The organism is Ramlibacter henchirensis, from assembly GCF_004682015.1.
Classification (GTDB): domain Bacteria; phylum Pseudomonadota; class Gammaproteobacteria; order Burkholderiales; family Burkholderiaceae_C; genus Ramlibacter; species Ramlibacter henchirensis.
The window spans coordinates 193,058-212,963 of sequence record NZ_SMLM01000004.1 but is presented as its reverse complement, the minus strand read 5'-3'; the positions used below and the strand labels follow the sequence as shown (position 1 = coordinate 212,963).

At 68.5% G+C, this 19,906-nt stretch carries 16 protein-coding genes; 13 read left to right on the top strand and 3 right to left on the bottom strand.

Annotation, left to right across the window (positions count from 1 at the left end):
* Positions 1-254 precede the first annotated feature (254 nt).
* From EZ313_RS22275 to pbpG, 7 genes are all read left to right on the top strand, one after another.
* Positions 255-2,042: an acetolactate synthase 3 catalytic subunit gene (locus EZ313_RS22275; protein WP_135265520.1), complete on the top strand. Its 1,788-nt coding sequence runs from the start codon at positions 255-257 to the stop codon at positions 2,040-2,042.
* A 90-nt stretch (positions 2,043-2,132) separates the two neighbouring features.
* Positions 2,133-2,624 (top strand): acetolactate synthase small subunit, encoded by a 492-nt coding sequence (gene ilvN, locus EZ313_RS22270; protein WP_135265519.1) that lies wholly within the window; start codon positions 2,133-2,135, stop codon positions 2,622-2,624.
* Between the two features lie 33 nt (positions 2,625-2,657).
* A complete protein-coding gene (gene ilvC / locus EZ313_RS22265; RefSeq protein ID WP_135265518.1) occupies positions 2,658-3,674 on the top strand; it encodes a ketol-acid reductoisomerase in 1,017 nt (338 codons plus the stop codon).
* 155 nt (positions 3,675-3,829) lie between these two features.
* Positions 3,830-4,648 carry a CDP-diacylglycerol--serine O-phosphatidyltransferase gene (gene pssA, locus EZ313_RS22260; RefSeq protein WP_135265517.1) on the top strand — a complete coding sequence of 273 codons (819 nt, stop codon included), beginning with the start codon at positions 3,830-3,832 and terminating at the stop codon, positions 4,646-4,648.
* 190 nt (positions 4,649-4,838) lie between these two features.
* Positions 4,839-6,536, top strand: a complete 1,698-nt coding sequence (gene leuA / locus EZ313_RS22255; RefSeq protein WP_135265674.1) for a 2-isopropylmalate synthase — start codon at positions 4,839-4,841, stop codon at positions 6,534-6,536.
* 20 nt (positions 6,537-6,556) lie between these two features.
* Complete coding sequence (locus EZ313_RS22250) at positions 6,557-8,095, top strand: 2-isopropylmalate synthase (RefSeq protein ID WP_135265516.1); 1,539 nt, start codon at positions 6,557-6,559, stop codon at positions 8,093-8,095.
* Between the two features lie 124 nt (positions 8,096-8,219).
* Positions 8,220-9,281, top strand: coding sequence for a D-alanyl-D-alanine endopeptidase (gene pbpG, locus EZ313_RS22245; RefSeq protein WP_135265515.1), 1,062 nt, complete (start codon positions 8,220-8,222; stop codon positions 9,279-9,281).
* 60 nt (positions 9,282-9,341) lie between these two features.
* Here the strand turns inward: pbpG and EZ313_RS22240 are convergent, their stop codons facing one another.
* From EZ313_RS22240 to aat, 3 genes are read right to left on the bottom strand one after another with little or no spacing between them, the layout of a single operon-like run.
* Entirely contained in the window at positions 9,342-10,136 is a 795-nt protein-coding gene (locus EZ313_RS22240; protein WP_135265514.1) for an IclR family transcriptional regulator, read from the bottom strand.
* 49 nt (positions 10,137-10,185) lie between these two features.
* Positions 10,186-10,935, bottom strand: a complete 750-nt coding sequence (locus EZ313_RS22235; protein WP_135265513.1) for an arginyltransferase — start codon at positions 10,933-10,935, stop codon at positions 10,186-10,188.
* The gene (gene aat, locus EZ313_RS22230) at positions 10,932-11,678 is read right to left on the bottom strand and encodes a leucyl/phenylalanyl-tRNA--protein transferase (protein WP_135265512.1); all 747 of its coding nucleotides are present in this window, start codon (positions 11,676-11,678) and stop codon (positions 10,932-10,934) included. The genes EZ313_RS22235 and aat overlap by 4 nt, the downstream gene beginning before the upstream one ends.
* Before the next feature lie 167 nt (positions 11,679-11,845).
* Here aat and EZ313_RS22225 point away from each other — a divergent pair, with 167 nt between their 5' ends.
* The 6 genes from EZ313_RS22225 (at position 11,846) to EZ313_RS22200 (ending at position 19,903) form a co-directional block, all read left to right on the top strand.
* Positions 11,846-13,036, top strand: a complete 1,191-nt coding sequence (locus EZ313_RS22225) for a CHRD domain-containing protein (RefSeq protein WP_135265511.1) — start codon at positions 11,846-11,848, stop codon at positions 13,034-13,036.
* Positions 13,037-13,171: 135 nt separating this feature from the next.
* Positions 13,172-13,411 (top strand): hypothetical protein, encoded by a 240-nt coding sequence (locus tag EZ313_RS22220; RefSeq protein WP_135265510.1) that lies wholly within the window; start codon positions 13,172-13,174, stop codon positions 13,409-13,411.
* Positions 13,412-13,570: 159 nt separating this feature from the next.
* Positions 13,571-14,950: a GAF domain-containing protein gene (locus tag EZ313_RS22215; RefSeq protein ID WP_135265509.1), complete on the top strand. Its 1,380-nt coding sequence runs from the start codon at positions 13,571-13,573 to the stop codon at positions 14,948-14,950.
* Positions 14,947-17,091 carry a hypothetical protein gene (locus EZ313_RS22210; protein ID WP_135265508.1) on the top strand — a complete coding sequence of 715 codons (2,145 nt, stop codon included), beginning with the start codon at positions 14,947-14,949 and terminating at the stop codon, positions 17,089-17,091. Before EZ313_RS22215 ends, EZ313_RS22210 begins: the two co-directional genes overlap by 4 nt.
* Positions 17,088-18,998 (top strand): preprotein translocase subunit SecA, encoded by a 1,911-nt coding sequence (locus EZ313_RS22205; protein WP_135265507.1) that lies wholly within the window; start codon positions 17,088-17,090, stop codon positions 18,996-18,998. Before EZ313_RS22210 ends, EZ313_RS22205 begins: the two co-directional genes overlap by 4 nt.
* Positions 18,995-19,903 (top strand): efflux RND transporter periplasmic adaptor subunit, encoded by a 909-nt coding sequence (locus EZ313_RS22200; RefSeq protein ID WP_135265506.1) that lies wholly within the window; start codon positions 18,995-18,997, stop codon positions 19,901-19,903. The genes EZ313_RS22205 and EZ313_RS22200 overlap by 4 nt, the downstream gene beginning before the upstream one ends.
* Positions 19,904-19,906: the final 3 nt, after the last annotated feature.

Below are 19,906 nucleotides of genomic sequence, written 5' to 3'. Positions count from 1 at the left end.
GCCTTCGGGTCGCTGCGGGTGCGAAAGGAGGGGGTGCCTGGGCGGGCGCGATTATGGCATCGGGTCGCCGTTGTTCGGCTCCCCCTCGTTGAGGTGCCATAATGCGCGCTGCAAGTCAAAGGCAAACGAGCCCGGATCCGGCGGCGCAATCGGCCCGTCCATGGTCTGTGGGTTCTAAGTCCCGACCCGGCCTCACAAGGGCTCGTGAAGGGGCACCCCAAGGTTTTTCGTTCCCGAAGCCCGAAAGGTTGATCATGGAAATGTCGAAGGCGGAGCTCAGCTCCGCGGCCGCGGCCACCGCCGGCCTCCAGAACCCCCGTCCCCCCGAACTGCGCGGCGCCGAGATCCTCGTCAAGGCACTGCAGGCCGAAGGCGTGAAGTACGTCTGGGGCTATCCCGGCGGCGCCGTCCTGCACATCTACGACGCGTTCTACAAGCAGGACACGATCCAGCACGTGCTGGTGCGCCACGAGCAGGCGGCCGTGCATGCGGCCGACGGCTATGCGCGCGCCACCGGCGAAGTCGGCGTGGCGCTCGTGACGTCGGGCCCCGGCGTCACCAACGCGGTCACGGGCATCGCCACCGCCTACATGGATTCCATCCCGATGGTGATCGTGACCGGGCAGGTGCCCACGGCCGCCATCGGCCTGGACGCCTTCCAGGAGTGCGACACCGTCGGCATCACGCGCCCGATCGTCAAGCACAACTTCCTGGTGAAGGACGCGCGCAACGTGGCCGAGGTGATGAAGAAGGCCTTCCACATTGCCCGCAGCGGCCGTCCCGGCCCGGTGGTGGTGGACATCCCCAAGGACGTTTCCTTCAACAAGGCGGCCTGGGAGGGCTATCCCGAGAAGGTGGAGATGCGCTCCTACAACCCGGTGCGCAAGGGCCACTCCGGCCAGATCCGCAAGGCGGTGCAGCTGCTGATGTCGGCCAGCCGGCCCTACATCTACACCGGCGGCGGCGTGGTCCTGGGCAACGCCACGCAGGAACTGCGCGCGCTGGCCGACATGCTCGGCTACCCCTGCACCAACACGCTGATGGGCCTGGGGGCCATCTCCGGCACCGACCCCAAGTTCCTCGGCATGCTGGGCATGCACGGCACGATCGAGGCCAACAACGCGATGCAGAACTGCGACGTGCTGCTGGCCGTGGGCGCGCGCTTCGACGACCGCGTGATCGGCAACCCCAAGCACTTCGGGTCGGCCGAACGCAAGATCATCCACATCGACATCGATCCCTCCAGCATCTCCAAGCGGGTGAAGGTGGACGTGCCGATCGTGGGCGACGTCAAGGAGGTGCTGGCCGACCTCATCTCCAGCATCCGCGAGTCGGGCGCGAAGCCCGATGCGCAGGCGCTGTCCGGCTGGTGGGACGCCATCGAGGGCTGGCGCAAGCGCGACTGCCTGCGCTACGACCGCAAGAACCGCGAGGTGATCAAGCCCCAGCACGTCATCGAGACGCTGTGGAACATGACGAAGGACGTCGATACGTACATCACCTCCGACGTCGGCCAGCACCAGATGTGGGCCGCGCAGTTCTACAAGTTCCAGGAGCCGCGCCGCTGGATCAACTCCGGCGGGCTGGGCACCATGGGCGTGGGGATCCCGTACGCCATGGGCATCAAGCTGGCCAAGCCCGACAGCGAGGTGTACTGCATCACCGGAGAAGGCTCGGTGCAGATGTGCATCCAGGAGCTGTCGACCTGCTTCCAGTACAAGACGCCGATCAAGATCGTCTCGCTGAACAACCGTTACCTGGGCATGGTGCGCCAGTGGCAGGAACTCGATTACGAGGGCCGCTACAGCCACAGCTACATGGACGCGCTGCCCGACTTCGTGAAGCTGGCCGAGGCGTACGGCCACGTCGGCATGCTGATCGAGCGGCCGCAGGACGTGGAGCCGGCGCTGCGCGAAGCGCGCAAGCTCAAGGACCGCACGGTCTTCATGGACTTCCGCACCGACCCGACGGAGAACGTCTGGCCGATGGTGCAGGCCGGCAAGGGCATCACCGAGATGCTGCTCGGCTCCGAGGAACTCTGACCCACCCGTAACGCGGCGAACCTATCGCCCGCCGAGCCCGCCGCTTACCGGCGGTGGGGGAGGGCGGCGAGAAGGGGAACCGGAGGACACATGAAACACATCATCGCAGTGCTGCTGGAGAACGAGCCCGGCGCTCTCTCCCGCGTGGTGGGCCTGTTCTCGGCCCGCGGCTACAACATCGAATCGCTCACCGTGGCGCCGACGGAAGACCCGTCGCTGTCGCGCATGACGATCCAGACCACCGGCTCCGACGACGTCATCGAGCAGATCACCAAGCACCTGAACCGCCTGATCGAGGTGGTGAAGGTGGTCGACCTCACCGAAGGCGCCTACACCGAGCGCGAACTCATGATGGTGAAGGTGCGCGCCGTCGGCAAGGAGCGCGAGGAGATGAAGCGCATGGCCGACATCTTCCGCGGCCGCATCATCGACGTCACCGAGAAGAGCTACACCATCGAGCTGACCGGCGACCAGTCCAAGAACGACGCGTTCCTGGAGGCGATCGACCGCACCGCCATCCTGGAGACCGTGCGCACCGGCGCCAGCGGCATCGGCCGCGGCGAGCGCGTGCTGCGCGTCTGATAACCCCATCCCCGATTTCTACTGGAGAGACCCATGAAGGTTTACTACGACAAGGACTGCGACCTCAGCCTGATCAAGGGCAAGACCGTCGCCATCATCGGTTACGGCTCGCAGGGCCACGCGCACGCGCAGAACCTCAACGACAGCGGCGTCAAGGTCGTGGTCGGCCTGCGCCCGGGCGGCGCTTCCTGGCCCAAGGTGGAGAAGGCCGGCCTGAAGGTCGCGGCGGTGAACGAAGCGGTGAAGATGGCTGACGTCGTCATGATCCTGCTGCCGGACGAGCAGATCGCCGCCGTCTACAAGAACGACGTCGAGCCCCACATGAAGCAGGGCGCCTCGCTTGCCTTCGCGCATGGCTTCAACGTGCACTACGGCCAGGTCGTACCGCGCGCCGACCTCGACGTGTGGATGGTCGCCCCGAAGGCTCCGGGCCACACCGTGCGCAACACCTACACCCAGGGCGGCGGCGTTCCGCACCTCGTGGCCGTGCACCAGGACAAGAGCGGCAAGGCCCGCGACCTGGCGCTGTCGTACGCGATGGGCAACGGCGGCGGCAAGGCCGGCATCATCGAGACCAACTTCCGCGAAGAGACCGAGACCGACCTGTTCGGCGAGCAGGCCGTGCTGTGCGGCGGCACGGTGGAGCTGATCAAGGCCGGGTTCGAGGTGCTGGTGGAAGCCGGCTACGCGCCCGAGATGGCCTACTTCGAGTGCCTGCACGAGCTCAAGCTGATCGTCGACCTGATCTACGAAGGCGGCATCGCGAACATGAACTACTCGATCTCCAACAACGCGGAGTACGGCGAGTACGTCACCGGTCCGAAGATCGTCGACGAGCGCACCAAGGACGTGATGCGCCAGGCGCTCAAGGACATCCAGACCGGCGAATACGCCAAGAACTTCATCCTGGAAAACCGCGCCGGCGCCCCGACGCTGCAATCGCGCCGCCGCCTGATGGCCGAGCACCAGATCGAAGTGGTGGGCGAGAAGCTGCGCGCCATGATGCCGTGGATCAGGGCGAACAAGCTGGTCGACAAGGCCCGCAACTGACCTCGCTCTGCGGCGCAGGCCGCGCGCGAGGTCATCCCCGCGAAGGCGGGGATCCAGAGGAGCCCGCGCAAGCGGGCTTTTTCTCTTGAACACGGAAGCTCTGGATTCCCGCCTTCGCAGGAATGACGGTGGAGCGCCCATTTACACTTGCTCCCATGTACCAAGGCCCCGTCCACACCGACACCACTCCGCAGGAAGGCGTGGTCGTGCGCCGGCGCCGCAAGGGCATCTACATCCTGCCCAACCTGTTCACCCTGGCGGCGCTGTTCGGCGGCTTCTACGCGGTGGTGATGGCGATGAACCAGCGCTTCGACATGGCGGCCGCGGGCGTGTTCGTCGCGATGGTGCTCGACAGCCTGGATGGTCGCGTCGCCCGCATGACCAACACGCAGAGCGCCTTCGGCGAGCAGATGGACTCGCTGTCGGACATGGTGTCGTTCGGCGCGGCCCCGGCGCTCATCGCCTACGAATGGGCGCTCAAGGGTTTGGGCCGCTGGGGCTGGATCGCGGCGTTCGTGTATTGCGCCTGTGCGGCGCTGCGCCTGGCGCGCTTCAACGTCAACACCGCGGTCGTCGACAAGCGCTACTTCCAGGGCCTGCCCTCGCCGGCCGCCGCGGCGCTGGTCACCGGCTTCATCTGGCTGATGAACGACTACGGCATCAAGGGTTACGAAGTCAGCTGGGTGATGTTCACTTTCGCCCTGTATGCGGGGCTCACCATGGTGACGAACGTTCCGTTCTACAGCTTCAAGGACGTGTCGATGAAGAAGAGCGTGCCGTTCGCGGTGATCGTGCTGATCGCGCTCGGCATCGCCGTGATCAACATCGATCCGCCGGTGGTGCTGTTCGTGCTCTTCTGCGTGTACGGCGTGTCGGGCTACGTGCTGTATGGCTGGCGCAAGGCGCGCGGAGAGCGCGCCAGCGTGATCAGCACCTCCACCGACGAGCCCGAGGAAAGCGGCCTGCACAAATAGGCTGCTCTGCTTTTATGCTAAATTCGCCCGCCATGAACCTGATTTCGCTGGCTCTACTGCTATCCACCCACGGGCGGAGACGGTAGCGCGCGCGTTTCACCAGACCTCTACGGCCCGTTTGCACCAGCAGCGGGCCGTTTTGTTTTGGGGCTGCCGGTTCACCTTCCTCGAAGCGAAAGATCACATGTCCATGCTCAAGAACCCCGCCGCCAAGTACCGATCGTTCGCCCCGGTCGGCCTGAAGGACCGGACCTGGCCCGACACAGTGCTGACCCGCCCGCCGGCGTGGTGCAGCGTCGACCTGCGCGACGGCAACCAGGCGCTGATCGAGCCGATGGACATCCCGCGCAAGCTGCGCATGTTCCAGGCACTGGTGAAGATCGGCTTCAAGGAGATCGAGGTCGGCTTTCCCTCCGCCTCGCAGGTGGAGTTCGGCTTCGTGCGCAAGCTGATCGACGAGGAGCTCATCCCCGACGACGTGACGATCCAGGTCCTCACCCAGGCGCGCGAGCCGCTGATCCGCCGCACCTTCGAGTCGATGCGCGGCGCGCGCCGCGTCATCGTGCACCTGTACAACGCCACCGCGCCCGTGATGCGCAAAGTGGTGCTGGGCCTCGATGAGGATGGCATCGTCGAGCTGGCGACCAGCCAGGCGCGCCTGTTCCAGGAACTCGCCACCCAGCAGCCCGGGACGGAGTGGGTGTTCCAGTACTCGCCCGAGATGTTCTCCGGCACCGAGCTCCCGTTCGCCAAGCGCGTCGTCGATGCAGTCACCGGCGTGTGGCAGCCGACGCCGCAGCGCAAGTGCATCGTCAACCTGCCGTCGACGGTGGAGCATTCAACGCCGAACATCTTCGCGGACATGATCGAGTGGATGCACCGCCACCTGGCGCGGCGCGATTCCATCGTGCTGTCCGTGCATCCGCACAACGACCGCGGCACGGGCACGGCCGCCGGCGAGTTCGCGGTAATGGCCGGGGCGGACCGGCTAGAAGGCTGCCTTTTCGGCAACGGCGAACGCACCGGCAACCTCGACCTCGTGAACGTCGCCCTCAATCTCTACTCGCAAGGCGTGCACCCCGGCCTGGACTTCTCGGACATCGACGAGATCCGCGGCACGGTGGAGCACTGCAATCAGCTGCCGGTGCATCCGCGCCATCCCTACGTGGGCGAGCTGGTCTACACCTCGTTCTCCGGATCGCACCAGGACGCGATCAAGAAAGCGTTCGCTGCCCGCAAGGAAGGCGACCTCTGGGACATGCCCTACCTGCCGGTCGACCCGAAGGACCTGGGCCGCAGCTACGAGGCCGTGATCCGCGTCAACAGCCAGTCCGGCAAGGGCGGCATCTCCTATCTGCTGGAGAGCGAGTACGGGCTCGAGCTGCCGCGGCGGCTGCAGATCGAGTTCAGCCAGGTAGTGCAGGGCGTGATGGACGCCAGCGGCAAGGAGCTCACCGCACGCGAGCTGTACGAGCTGTTCTCGCGCGAGTACGGCGTCGGCGGCATCTCCGCGCCGACGCACCAGCTGGTGGAAGAAGCGGGCGCGGCCGGCACCACGGTGCGTCTCTCTGCCGACGTGGTGGTCGGCGGCCGGCCGGTGTCGGTGCGAGGCACGGGCAACGGGCCGATCGACGCCTTCGTGGAAGGCCTGTCGGCGGTCGCGGGCGTGGAGGTCCGCGTGCTGGACTACCACGAGCACGCGATCGGCTCGGGCGCCAACGCGCAGGCCGTCGCCTACCTGGAGCTGCGCGTGGGGACGCGAACGTTGTTCGGCGTGGGGATGGATGCGAACATCGTGTCCGCGTCGCTCAAGGCCATCCTCTCCGGCGTTCAGCGCGCGCAAGGCAACGCGCTGAACGAGCCGCAGGCGGTCGCCGCTGCCAAGTGACCCTGCAGAGGAGCCCCGCCATGGCCGACCAGCTGATCATCTTCGACACCACCCTGCGCGACGGCGAGCAGTCGCCCGGCGCCTCGATGACCAAGGACGAGAAGCTGCGCATCGCGCGGCAGCTCGAGCGGCTGAGGGTCGACGTGATCGAGGCCGGTTTCGCAGCCAGCTCCAACGGCGACTTCGAGGCGGTGCAGGCGATCGCGCACGCGATCAAGGACTCGACCGTGTGCTCGCTGTCCCGCGCCAACGACCGCGACATCTCGCGCGCGGCCGAGGCGCTCAAGGGCGCCTCGCGCGCCCGCATCCACACCTTCATCGCCACCTCGCCGCTGCACATGGAAAAGAAGCTGCGGATGACGCCCGAGCAGGTGCTGGAACAGTCGCGCCTGTCGGTGCGGTTCGCGCGCAACCTGTGCGGCGACATCGAGTTCTCGCCCGAGGACGGCTACCGCAGCGACGTGGATTTCCTCTGCCGCGTGCTGGAAACGGTGATCGCCGAGGGCGCCACCACCATCAACGTGCCGGACACGGTCGGCTATGCGGTTCCGGAGCTCTACGGCGAGTTCATCCGCACGCTGCGCGAACGGGTGCCCAATTCCGACAAGGCGGTCTGGTCGGTGCATTGCCACAACGACCTGGGCATGGCGGTGGCCAACTCGCTGGCCGGCGTGAAGATCGGCGGCGCGCGCCAGGTCGAGTGCACGATCAACGGCCTGGGCGAGCGCGCCGGCAACTGCTCCCTCGAAGAGATCGTGATGGCCGTGAAGACGCGTCGCGACTACTTCGGTCTCGACGTCAACATCGACACCCGGCACATCGTGCCGGCCAGCCGGATGGTCAGCCAGACCACCGGCTTCGTCGTCCAGCCCAACAAGGCCGTGGTGGGGGCCAACGCCTTCGCCCACGCCAGCGGCATCCACCAGGACGGCGTGCTCAAGGCGCGTGACACCTACGAGATCATGCGGGCCGAGGACGTGGGCTGGAGCGCCAACAAGATCGTGCTGGGCAAGCTGTCGGGCCGCAACGCGTTCAAGCAGCGGCTGCAGGAGCTCGGTGTCCAGCTCGACAGCGAGGCCGACGTCAACTCGGCGTTCGCCAAGTTCAAGGAACTGGCCGACCGCAAGAGCGAGATCTTCGACGAGGACATCCTGGCGCTGGTCAGCGACGAGTCGGTCACGCATGAGCAGGAGACCTTCCGGCTGGTGTCGCTCAGCCAGCGCAGCGAGACCGGCGAGCGGCCGCACGCCGTGGTCGTGTTCACCGCCGCGGGCAAGGAGGTCCGCGGCGAATCCGACGGCAACGGCCCGGTCGACGCGTCGCTCAAGGCGATCGAGAGCCTTGTGAGGAGCGGCGCGGAAATGGTGTTGTATTCCGTCAACGCCATCAGCGGTTCGACGGAGAGCCAGGGCGAAGTCACCGTCCGGTTGCAGAACTCGGGGAGAGTGGTCAACGGCGTGGGGGCGGATCCCGACATCGTGGTCGCGTCGGCCAAGGCTTACCTGAGCGCTCTCAATAAGTTACAAAGTAAAGCTGAACGGGTGGCTGCACAAGGTTAGGTTTGTGTCCATATAATTCCGCCACGACTGAGGAAAGTCTCCTAAGTCGTTGAAGTTGTACGGTTTTCGGCAGGTTCAGCGGATGAGCCGTCAGAAATCCGGGGACGAAGAAGGAGAGTCCTGTATGCAACCGGCGGTGCAAGAAGCCAGACGCAAGACCTTGACGAGTGTGCTGCACACAGTGCTGGCGCTCGCGGTTTTCGCCGCCTTGGCGCCTTCTCCGGCCGACGCCGCCGAGCGCCGCACCACCGTCGCCAAGAAGCAGCGGTCGGTGCACGCCAAGCGCGTCAGCAAGACCTTCGTCGCCAAGCAGCGCCGCTCCGTCGTCATCACGCAGGCCGCGCGGCCGTCCTTCGGCAAGCTCGCGGGGCTGCATGCCACCGATGACGACCTGAACCTGAGGTCGAGTGTCGCGCTGGTCATCGACCAGGACACGCAGGAAGTGCTGTTCTCCAAGAACGAGCAGGCCGTGCTGCCCATCGCTTCGCTCACCAAGCTGATGACCGCCGTGGTGATCAGCGAGGCCAAGCTGCCGATGGACGAGATGATCACCATCACGCAGGACGACGTCGACACCGAGAAGGGCAGCACCTCGCGGCTGCGCGTCGGCACCCAGATCAGCCGCGCCGAGGCCATGCACCTGGCGCTGATGTCCAGCGAGAACCGCGCCGCCAACGCGCTCGGCCGCACCTACCCGGGCGGGCTTCACGTCTTCGTGCAGGCCATGAACGCCAAGGCGAAGCAGCTGGGCATGAAGGACACGCAGTACGTCGAGCCCACGGGCCTGTCCAGCCGCAACCAGTCCAGCGCGCAGGACCTGGCCACGCTGGCCAACGCCGCCTATCAGGACCCGATGCTGCGCGAGTACTCCACCTCCACTGGCGTCGAGGTCGCGGTGGGCAAGAGGACGCTGCACTACAACAACACCAACCGGCTGGTGAAGAACCCCAACTGGGAGATCGGTCTGCAGAAGACCGGCTACATCTCCGAAGCGGGCCAGTGCCTGGTGATGCAAGCCAAGGTCGCGGGCCGCAAGCTGATCATGGTGTTCCTGGATTCGGCCGGAAAGCTCAGTCGCCTGGGCGATGCGGAGCGCGTGCGCCGCTGGGTCGAGACCAATGCCCCGGCCGCGGCGACGCCCGAGCCGACGAGTTCGTCCACCGCCATCAAGCAAGTCAGCGGTTGAGGCTTGGTGCCTCGATGGAAAACGGCGCCCTCGGCGCCGTTTTGCTTTGGAAAGAGCCGCTCACGCAGCCGCGCGCTGCTGCGGCGGCTTGTAGCCCAGCGCAGCGGAGATTTCGCTCGCCGTCGACTGCAGCTTGGTGAGCCAGCCTTCATCCAGCCGGTCCGCCGGCGCCGAGATCGAGAGGCCCGCCACCAGCTTGCTCTGGTCGTCGTAGATGCCCGCGGCCATGCAGCGCACGCCGAGCTCCAGCTCCTCGTTGTCGCGCGCGATGCCGTACTGGCGCGCCTTCGCCAGCTCGCGCTCGAGCACCGGGAGTTGCGTGATGCTGTTGCGCGTGTGGCCCGCCAAGCCGGTCCTCGTCGCGTACGCCCGGACGCGCTGCGGATCGTCGGCCGCCAGGAACAGCTTTCCGGTGGAGGTCAAGTGCAGCGGCGCGCGACCGCCGATGGCGCGCACCACCTGCATGCCGGACCGCTCGCTGTAGGCCCGCTCCACGTAGATGATCTCGTCGCCCTGGCGCACCGACAGGTTCACCGGCTGCTGGATCAGCTTGTGCAACTCGCGCATCGGCGTGAGCGCCGCGTCGCGCACGTTCAGGCGCCCCTTCACCAGGTTGCCGAGTTCCAGCAGGCGCATGCCGAGCCGGTAGCTGCCCGCTTCGGGGCGATCGACGAACCGGCCGACCGCCAGATCGTTCAGGATGCGATGCGTCGTCGAGGGATGCAGACCGGTCTTCTCGCTGATCTCCTTGAGCGACACCGCCTCCTCGCGCGAGGCCAGCACGTCGATGAGCGCGAACATGCGCTCGATGACCTGGATGGTGGGGGTGGCCGCGGGGCCGGGGGACTTTCTCATCGGGGGAACCTGCTACTGCTGGCGTTCCCGCGATTTTATCTTGTGAAAATCAGCGCCCGAGAGGATCGCTGTCCGTCCACACGCCTTCGTGCAGCACCTGGTGCGGGCGGAAGCGCGCCTTGTAGCTCATCTTCGGGCTCTCCGCGATCCAGTACCCCAGGTAGACGTGCGGCAGTTTCAGCTTGCGCGCCTGGTCGATCTGCCACAGCACGCTGTACGTGCCGAAGCTGGCCGACGCATCCGGCTCGTAGAAGGTGTAGACCGCCGACAGTCCGTCGCCCAGCACGTCGAGGATCGACACCATGCGCAGCACGCCCGGCGAGCCGTCGGGCAGCGTCTCGCGGAATTCGACCAGCCGCGAATTGACGCGGCTCTGGAGCAGGAACTGCGTGTACTGGTCGATGCTGTCGTGGTCCATGCCGCCGCCCGCATGGCGGCCGCTCTGGTAGCGCAGGTAGAGCTGGTAGTGCTCCGGCACGAAGCACAGCTTGAGCACGCGCGCCTGCAGGTTGCCGTGCCGCGCCCACGAGCGGCGCTGGCTGCGATCGGGTTTGAAGCGGTCGACGAGGACGCGCAGCGGCACGCACGCGCGGCAGCCATCGCAATACGGCCGGTAGGTGAACATGCCGCTGCGGCGGAAGCCGCTGGTCACCAGGTCGGAGTACGCGTCGTTGTGGATCAGGTGGCTCGGGGTCGCCACCTGCGACCGGGCCTGCTTGCCGGGCAGGTAGCTGCACGGGTACGGCGCGGTCGCGTAGAACTGCAGGGTCTGGAGCGGAAGGTCCTTGAGATGCGTCACGCGACGGGCCTCGGCAACAGGAGTTCGCTCCAGTATACGGGCTCGAATTTCCACGCAGGCCCGCGCCGGCGGATGCGGTGTGCGACAGCCGCGACAAATTCCTCGCGCGCGATCTCCCTCGCGCCAAGCGATGCGAGGTGCTGGGTGTTCTGCTGGCAATCGATGCACTCGATGCCGTTGCGCCGGCAGAACGCCACCAGCCCCGCGAGCGCGATCTTCGATGCGTCGGGCACTCGCGTGAACATCGACTCGCCGAACACGGCGTGCCCGATACCGACGCAGTACAGGCCGCCCGCGAGCTTGCCGTCGATCCACGTCTCCACGCTGTGCGCGTGCCCGGCGGCGTGGAACGCCTCGTAGGCCCGAACCATCTCCGGAACGATCCAGGTGCCGGACTGGCCCTCGCGCGGCGTGGCCGAGCAGGCGCGGATCACCTGGCTGAAAGCGGTGTCGAAGCGCACTTCGCAGTTCGGGTCGTCGATGAATTTCTTCAGCGTCTTGCGCAGCGACCGGTGCAGCCGGAACTCCTGGGTGAACAGCACCATGCGCGGGTCGGTGCTCCACCACAGGATCGGCTGGCCTTCGCTGAACCAGGGAAAGATGGCGCCCGAGTAGGCGCGCTTGAGCGTCGCCACGTCGAGCGCGCCGCCCGCGGCGAGCAGGCCCGGCGCGGGCTGGGACGCGTCCCACGCTTCGCTCGCCTTCGGAAACGGATCGCCAGGGTCGAGCCAGGGAAGCTTCATGCGGACCACGGGAACAAGGCCTTCAGCAGGTGCTGCAAGCCGTCATTGTGGCTGCTGCATGTGTGCAGACGGTCAAGCTCAGGCGACGTTCGTGAACTAATCTGAACTTCCCGTTGCCGCCTCGCGCCGCACGGGCTGCCTCAACTTGTTTGCTCAAGGAGATCCCCATGAGACTCAGCCGATTCTTGCAGCTCCCTGGTTCATTCAAGTGGGTCCTGGTCGCCGCGGTCGGCGCGGGATTCGTCGCCTGCGGGGGTGGCGACGGCGGCAGCGGCGTCGCGACCACCGGCGACCCGTCGCAGGTGGGGCCGACGGCCACGACGCTGTCCGCGACGCTCACCGGCGAGCAGGAGAATCCTCCGGTGATCACGGGCGCGGCGGGGACCGGCACTCTCAGGCTGGAAAGCGGTACGCGCAACGTGAGCGGCGGCATCACGATCACCGGCATCACGGCGACCGCGGCACACGTCCACACGGGCGAGTCGGGCGTCAACGGGCCGATCATCGTCAACCTCGCCCAGACCTCGCCGGGCACCTGGTCGGTGCCGGCCGGCGCGACGCTGACCGAAGCCCAGGCCGCGGCTTTCGCCAACGGCGGGCTGTACTTCAACGCGCACAGCACCGCGTTCCCGAACGGCGAGATCCGCGGGCAGATCGGACGCGAGGTGTTCGTCTCGCAGATGTCGCCGGCGCAGGAAGTGCCGCCCACTTCATCGAGCGCGTCGGGCGTCGGGCGCCTCACCGTCGATCCGGCGACACGCAAGCTCGTTTCGAGCATCACGCTGACCGGCATGACGGCCGCGGCGGCTCACATCCACACGGGCGCGGCCGGCACCAACGGTCCGATCATCGTCCACTTCGCCGAAACGGCCCCCGGCAGCGGCACGTGGGTCGCCGCGGCCGATGCGACGCTGACCGAGGCGCAGCTGGCCCTGATGCGGACCGGCGGTCTCTACTTCAACGCCCACAGCGCCACCTTCCCGGGCGGAGAGATCCGCGGGCAGATCGGACGCGAAGTGCGGTTCGCCACCCTGACCGGCGCCGAAGAAGTGCCGCCTACGCCGTCGACCGCCACGGGGACCGGAACGCTGGTCCTGGATTCCGCGACGCGCGCGGTCACCGGCGGCATCACGGTCAGCGGCATGGACGTGACCGTGGCACACGTGCATCCGGGTGCGCCCGGCGAGAACGGACCGGCCATCGTGCCGCTCACCAACGCCGGCGGCGGCGTCTGGTCCGTCCCCGCGAATTCGACGCTCACCCCCGAGCAGGCCCTGGCGTTCAAGCAAGGCAACCTGTACTACAACGCCCACAGCACGGCGTTCCCGAACGGAGAGATCCGCGGGCAGATCGAGTGAGGCGCACGGGAAGCGGTTGCACGCGGCCTGTTTCCGGATTGCGGTCCGGCAGGCCGTGGCGCGACCGCATCGAAGGCTGGCTCATAACCAGCCGAGCATGTAAAGTGACTTCGTGCCTCATCCATCCGACGCGCCATGAGATACGAGCGGCTCACTCCGCAAGCGCTCGCGCTGCTCGAAGCGTGGGAGCAGGCGCACCGCGCGGCCTGTGATGCCGAGGGCTGGCTGACCCGCCGCAGCGCTGCGGGACCGAGCACGCTCGATGAGATCCAGCAGAGCGCGACCGAGTTGCGCGCCCACGCCGACGCCAGCTTCCGGGTGCTTCTGGAGAGCAAGTGCTTCGGCGAGCTGACGCAGATGCCTTCCGCCGGCTAGCACCAGCCGGCGGCTCGCCGGCGCGCCGAGGGCTTCGGCCTCGGGCTCCAACACCGTTGTCCATAGGGAACCGTTCACGGATTGGCAAGTGCCTTTCGGGTATTCGTGCTTGCATGAGCTTGGGAGGGCGGGTGAGAATTTGTTTCACACCTGTCACAAATGGACCTCTCCAGCCCACCTCCGCAGTCGGCAGGCCCCCTGGCGACCGAGCCCCTCCTCCTGGGACCGCTCGCGGCCGCCTTGTCGCGTGCGGGCCTGGCGGAGTCGGCAGCGGGTTTTGGCGCAGAACTTTGTGACCTTCTGGGTTGCGCCCGCGTTGCGATCGGTGTGCTCGACGACGGCGTCCTTCGTCTCGCGGGCAGTTCTCATCCGGCCGAACTCCAGCCCGGCCAGCCGGCCACCGCGGCCCTGCTCGACGCGATGCAGGAGGCCCTGGACCAGCACCAGCCGGTCGCCTGGCCGCCACTCGAGCACCACGACCTGATCACTCTCGCGCACCGGCAGCTCGCCGCGGCGGGCGCCGCCTGTTCCGTGCCGCTGGTGGACGGGACCCGCGTCGTGGGAGCGATGACGCTGGAGCGCACGTCCGGCCGCTTCGCTGCCGTCGAACTCCCCCTGCTCCAGGACCTTTCGCGGCTGGCCGCACCGGTCTTCGAGTTGAAGCGGCAGCTGGCGCTTCCCTGGCACGTCCGTCTGGTCGAAACCGTGCGTGAGCGCCTCGCGGCGCCCAGGCAACGCCGGTTCGCGGTCGGCGGTGCGATCGCGTTCGTGCTGATCGCGCTGGCCGTTCCCTTGCCTTGGCGGGTCAGTGCGCCCGGCCGGCTGGAAGGCTCGGTGCAGCGCGCGGTGGTCGCCGCCAGCGACGGCTTCCTGCAGCAGGCCAACGTGCGTCCGGGCGACCGCGTGCGGGCCGGCCAGGTGCTGGCCGAACTCGCATCGCAGGACCTGGAGCTGGAGCGGCGGCGCCGCGAGAGCGAAGTGCGCCAGCACGAGGGCGCCTTGCGCGCCGCGCAGGCGGGCGCCGATCGCGCGCAGATGGTCACCTTCCAGGCCAAGGCCGCGGAGGCACAGGCGCTGCTGTCGCTGGTCGAGATGCAGCTGCAGCGCGCGCGCATCGAGGCGCCTTTCGACGGCATCGTGATCAAGGGCGACCTGAGCCAGAACCTGGGCGCGCCCGTCCAGCGCGGCGACGTGTTGATGGTGCTGGCGCCCAACGACAGCTTCCGCCTGATCCTGGAAGTCGACGAAGCCGACATCGGCAGCGTCAAGACCGGCCAGACGGGCCGGCTCGCGCTCACCGCGCAGCCCGATCGCACGCTGCGGTTCGTCACCCGTCGCGTGGTGCCGATCGCGACCACCGCGGAGGGCCGCAACTACTTCGAGGTCGAGGCCACGCTCGACGAGGCCGTGCCGGAACTGCGCCCGGGCCTGAGCGGCATCGGCAAGGTCGACGTCGGCTGGCGGCCGATCGCCTGGCTGCTGGCCCATCGCGCCGTCGACTGGCTGCGGCTGGCCTGGTGGAAGGTCACGCCCTGGTGAGCGAACCGCTGGTCAGCGCCTCGTGGCACCGGGTCGCGGGCCTGCGGCCCAGCCTGGTCCCGGGGCTTCGCATCGTGCGGCAGCAGGTGCGGGACCAGGTCTGGCACGTGCTGGTGGAACCGGCTTCAGGCCGCCAGCTGCGCCTGAATCCCGCGGCCTACTCGCTGGTCGCCCGCTTCGACGGACAGGCTCCGGTGGAGCAACTGTGGCAACGCGAGTTGCGCAAGCAGCGCGAGGACGCACCGACCCAGGACGAGGTGCTTCGACTGCTCGCCCAGCTGTTCCGCGGCGGCATGGTGCGCTTCGACGCAGCGCCGCACCTGTCGCTGCTGTTCGCGCGCCGCGACGAAGACGCGCGGCAGCGGCAGCGGGGCATGCTCAATCCGCTGATGGTGCGCATGCCGCTGGGGAATCCCTCCCGCTGGCTGGACAAGCTGGCGCCGGTGGGCGACTGGCTGTTCCGTCGCCCGGCGTTCGTCGTGTGGGTGGCGGCGGTGCTGCTGGCGCTGCTGGCGGCCGGCGTCCATTTCGGCGAACTGCGCGCCGACGCCAACCGCCTGTTCGCCACGCCCTCCAGCTACCTGGTCGCCTGGCTCTGCTATCCGGTGCTCAAGCTCCTGCACGAGCTGGGGCATGGCCTGGCCGTCCGGCGTTATGGGGGCCAGGTCAACGAGATGGGCGTGTCGCTGATGTTCCTCACGCCGGCGCCCTACGTGGACGCCGGCGCGGCCAACGCCTTCCCGCATCCGCGTCAGCGGCTGGTCGTCAGCGGCGCCGGCATCCTGGTGGAAGTCGCGCTGGCGTGCTTCGCGCTTTGGGTCTGGTCGGTGGTGAGCCCGGGCACCGTGCGGGACATCGCGCTGGTGGTGCTGCTGACCTGTTCGCTCTCGACGGTGCTGTTCAACGCCAATCCGCTGATGCGGTTCGACGGCTACTACGCCTTGTGCGACGCGCTGCAGCTGCCCAATCTGGCGCTGCGCAGCAATGCGTGGTGGTCGCGCCGCTGGCGCGAGTGGATCGGCGCTCCGGCGGCAGGCCCGGCGCCGCTGCTGGCGCGAGGCGAAGTCAAGTGGCTCGCTGCGTACGCGCCCGCGGCCGCCGTGTACCGCGTCGTGCTCCTGCTCGCGCTGGTGTTCTGGATCGGCAACCAGTCGTGGCTGCTCGGATGGATCGCAGCCCTGGTGCTGCTGGCCTGGATCGGACGCCATGCCTGGCGCTGGGCGCTCGGCGGGCAGGGCGGCGATCCTGCGTTCCGCCGGCGCTCGTTGCGCGCCGCAGGCCTGGTCGCGGGTGCGGCGGTCGTGCTCCTGTTGGTGGTGCCGGCGCCGAACGCGGTCGTCGCGCGCGCCGTGGTCTGGCCGCCCGAGGAGGCAGTGCTGCGCGCCGGCGCCGCCGGTTTCGTCGAGCGCATCGAGCTGCCCCAGGGCGCGCTCGCCGAAGCCGACCAGGCGCTCGTGTTGCTGCAGGACCCGGTGCTGGTGGCCGCCCATCAGAGAGTCGTGTCCGAGCGCACCGGTCTGCTCGCGCAGCAGTACCGCGCGCTCCTCAAGCAGCCGGTCCGCGCCGCGGCCGTCGGCGAGGACCTGGAGCGCAATGCCGCGGAACTCGCGCGGGCCGAGGAGCAACTGGCGCAACTCGAGGTGCGCGCGCGGGTGGCCGGCGAGGTGGTGTGGGCGCGCCCGCAGGACCTGCCGGGCAGCTACGTGCGGCGCGGCGCGATGCTGGGCCACGTGCTCACCGGGAACTCCGCCCACGTTCGCATCGCCCTGCTGGAAGACGACTACCTGCGCACGCGCGGCCGCGTCCGCGGCGTTGAAGTCCGCCTCGCGGAAAGCGTCGGCACGGTGTACGAGGCGCGGCTGTCCGAAATGGCGCCGGGCGCGAGCCTGGAATTGCCGGCGCAAGCGCTGGGCGATCGCTTCGGCGGCCCGATCCCGCTCGATCCCGCCGACCCCGATGGCGTGAGGACCCTCGTGCCCGTGTTCCTGCTCGACGCGGAGGTGCCGTCCCTGCAAGCCGCTGCGTTCGGCGGCCGGGCCTGGGTGAAGCTGGTTCTGCCACCGCAGCCCCTGGGCCTGCAGTGGTTTGCGCGCCTGCAGCGCCTGCTGATCAAGCAGTTCAGTCCCACGGGGCAGGCATGAGCACCGCGAGCTGGCCTTTCCCGGGGCTGGTCTGGGGGCCCTATCCGCAGATGCGCCTGCCGGTCGAGGAACTGCGGCGGCGCACGAAGCTGCGCCCGCGGAGCCTGACGGAAAGCGCCCTCGCGCTGCATGTGGAGCTGCAGGCGCCGATCGCGCTGGGCCCCGCGCTGCAGGCGCTGCGCAAGGTGCCACACGCGCGTCGGGACGACGCGTGGTTGCAGCAGGCCTTGCGGCTGTCGGCCGAGGCGATGAAACAGACCAAGGGCGTGCGGCCCTACTGGCAGCAGCTGATGGCGGCCCGCGCCTTGCTCGATCAGCGGCTGGTGGAGATGGACACGGGCGAGGGCAAGACGGTGGCGATTGCTCTCGGCGCCGCAGCGGCGGCCCTGGCGGGCACGCCGGTGCACGTCGTCACCGCCAACGACTACCTCGCCCAGCGCGACGCCGACGAACTGCGGGTGTTCTATGCGCGGCTCGGCCTCTCGGTGTCGTCGATCGCGCAATCCATGGAGATGGGCGAACGCCGCGCGGCCTACGCCTGCGACGTCACCTACTGCACGGCCAAGGAACTGGCCTTCGACTACCTGCGCGACAGCCTGCTGCAGCCGACGGACCTTTCGCCGCTGGAGCGCCGCCTGCGCCAGGGCGCCGTGCAGCAGGCCCCGGTGCTGCGCGGGCTGTGCATGGCCATCCTCGACGAGGCCGACACCATCCTGATCGACGAGGCGCGCGTGCCGCTCGTGCTGTCGCAGGCTGCGCCATCGCTGGCCGAACAGGCGTTCCTGCGCCGTGCGCTGTTGATCGCGCGGCGCCTGATCCAGGGGCGCGACTACACGCTGGAAGCGGGCTCCGTGCGCTTGACGGAGGCGGGCTTGGCGCATCTGGACGATTGGCCGGCCGACCCGCATCCGCTGCTCGGACATCCGCAGCACCGGGCCGCGACGCTCGAACTGGCGGTCACCGCCGTCGCGCGCCTCTCGCGCGATCGTGACTACGTGGTGCGCGATGGCGAGGTGCAGCTGGTCGACGAGACCACGGGCCGCACGGCGCCGGGGCGCGCGTGGAGCCGCGGATTGCACCAGCTGGTTGAACTCAAGGAGGGCGTACCGTTGACTCGGCGCAACGCCACCCTGACGCAAGTCACGTTCCAGCGCTTCTTCATCCGCTACCTCCGGCTGGCCGGCATCAGCGGCACGCTGCACGGATCGGGCGCGGAGCTGCGGGCGGTCTACGGGCTGGGCATGGTGCGCGTGCATCCGCGCACGCCGCGCCGGGTGCAGCACGGACCCACGCGCCTGTTCGCCGACAGCGCCACGCTGTGGCAGGAGGTGGCGGCGCGCGCGGCGGCACTCTGCGGTGCGGGACGCGCGGTGCTCGTGGGGACCGAAAGCGTGCAGCAGTCGGACGCGTTGGCCGACGTCCTTCGCGCGCGCGGGCTCGATCCGGTGGTGCTCAACGCGCGACAGGACCAGGACGAGGCCGAAGTGATCGGCCAGGCGGGGCTGCCGGGCCGGCTCACCGTCGCCACCAGCATGGCCGGCCGCGGCGCCCACATCACCGTGGCCCCGGAGGTGCTGGCGGCGGGCGGCCTGCACGTCATCCTCTGCCAACTCAATTCATCCCCCCGCATCGACCGCCAGTTCCTCGGCCGCACCGGACGGCAAGGCCAGCCCGGAAGCTGCGAAGTGATGGTGGCGCAGGACTTCCCGCTGCTCCAGCGCTGGCTGCCCGCATGGTGGCAAACCCTAACCCGGCGGCTGCGGTTCCCCCGTTCATTCGTCTGGACAAGCCTTCGGGCGGCGCAAGTGGCAGAAGTCTGTACTAGGACGCAACAACGTGTAAGACTTTCCCGCATGGCTGAGAACGAAGAGCGCGACCTGAACTTCAGCCGCTGGGGATTGGGATGAATCCGTCCGGCCGTGCGCTGCTGTCCCTGACTTTGTGGCTGGCTGGCGCCGCCCATGCGGCGGCAGGCGCGCAGGCCTTGGGCTGCCTGATCGAGCCGGCCAGCGTTTCCGAGCTGGGCAGCCCGGTGGTCGGTGTCATCGAACAGGTCCATGTCGAGCGCGGCGAACGGGTCCGCGCCGGCCAGCCGCTCGCGACCCTGCGCGCGGACGTCGAGCGCATGTCGGTGAGCGTGGCCGAAGGCCGCGCGCAAGGGCTTGGCGAACTGAAAGCGGCCGAGGCCAACGCCGAACTGGCGCGCCAGAAACTCGCCCGCGCGGCCGACCTCGCGCGGCAGGAATACATCAGCCCGCAGGCCCTCGAGCAGGCACGCGCCGAAGCCCTCGTGGCCGAGAACCGGCTGATCCAGGCGCGCGAGCAGCGCGACATCTATGCGCGCGAGCACGAACTGGCCCGCGCGCAGCTTGGGCTGCGCACGATCCGCAGCCCGAGCGACGGCGTGGTGGCGGACCGCTACATGTCGGTGGGCGAACGGGTCGAGGAAAAGCCGATGTTCCGCATCGCCGTGGTCAATCCGCTGCGGGTCGAGGTGGTGCTCCCCGCATCGCTCTACCCCGTGGTGCGCAAGGGCGTGTCCCTGCGCATCACGCCCGATTTCCCCGGCGCCCAGCCACGCCTGGCCACCGTGAGCCTGGTCGACGGCGTGATCGAAGGCGCCAGCAACACGTTCCGCGCGCGGCTGGCGCTGGCCAACCCGAACAACACCCTGCCGGCCGGCCTGCGCTGCAAGGCCGACCTGCCCGGCGGCGACACGGCCGCGGCGGCGAGGCCCGTGTCGGGGACGGCCGCCCCACCTCCATTCAAGGCGCCCCTGACGCCCGGCCCGCGGGTGCGACAGGGACTCTGAGGT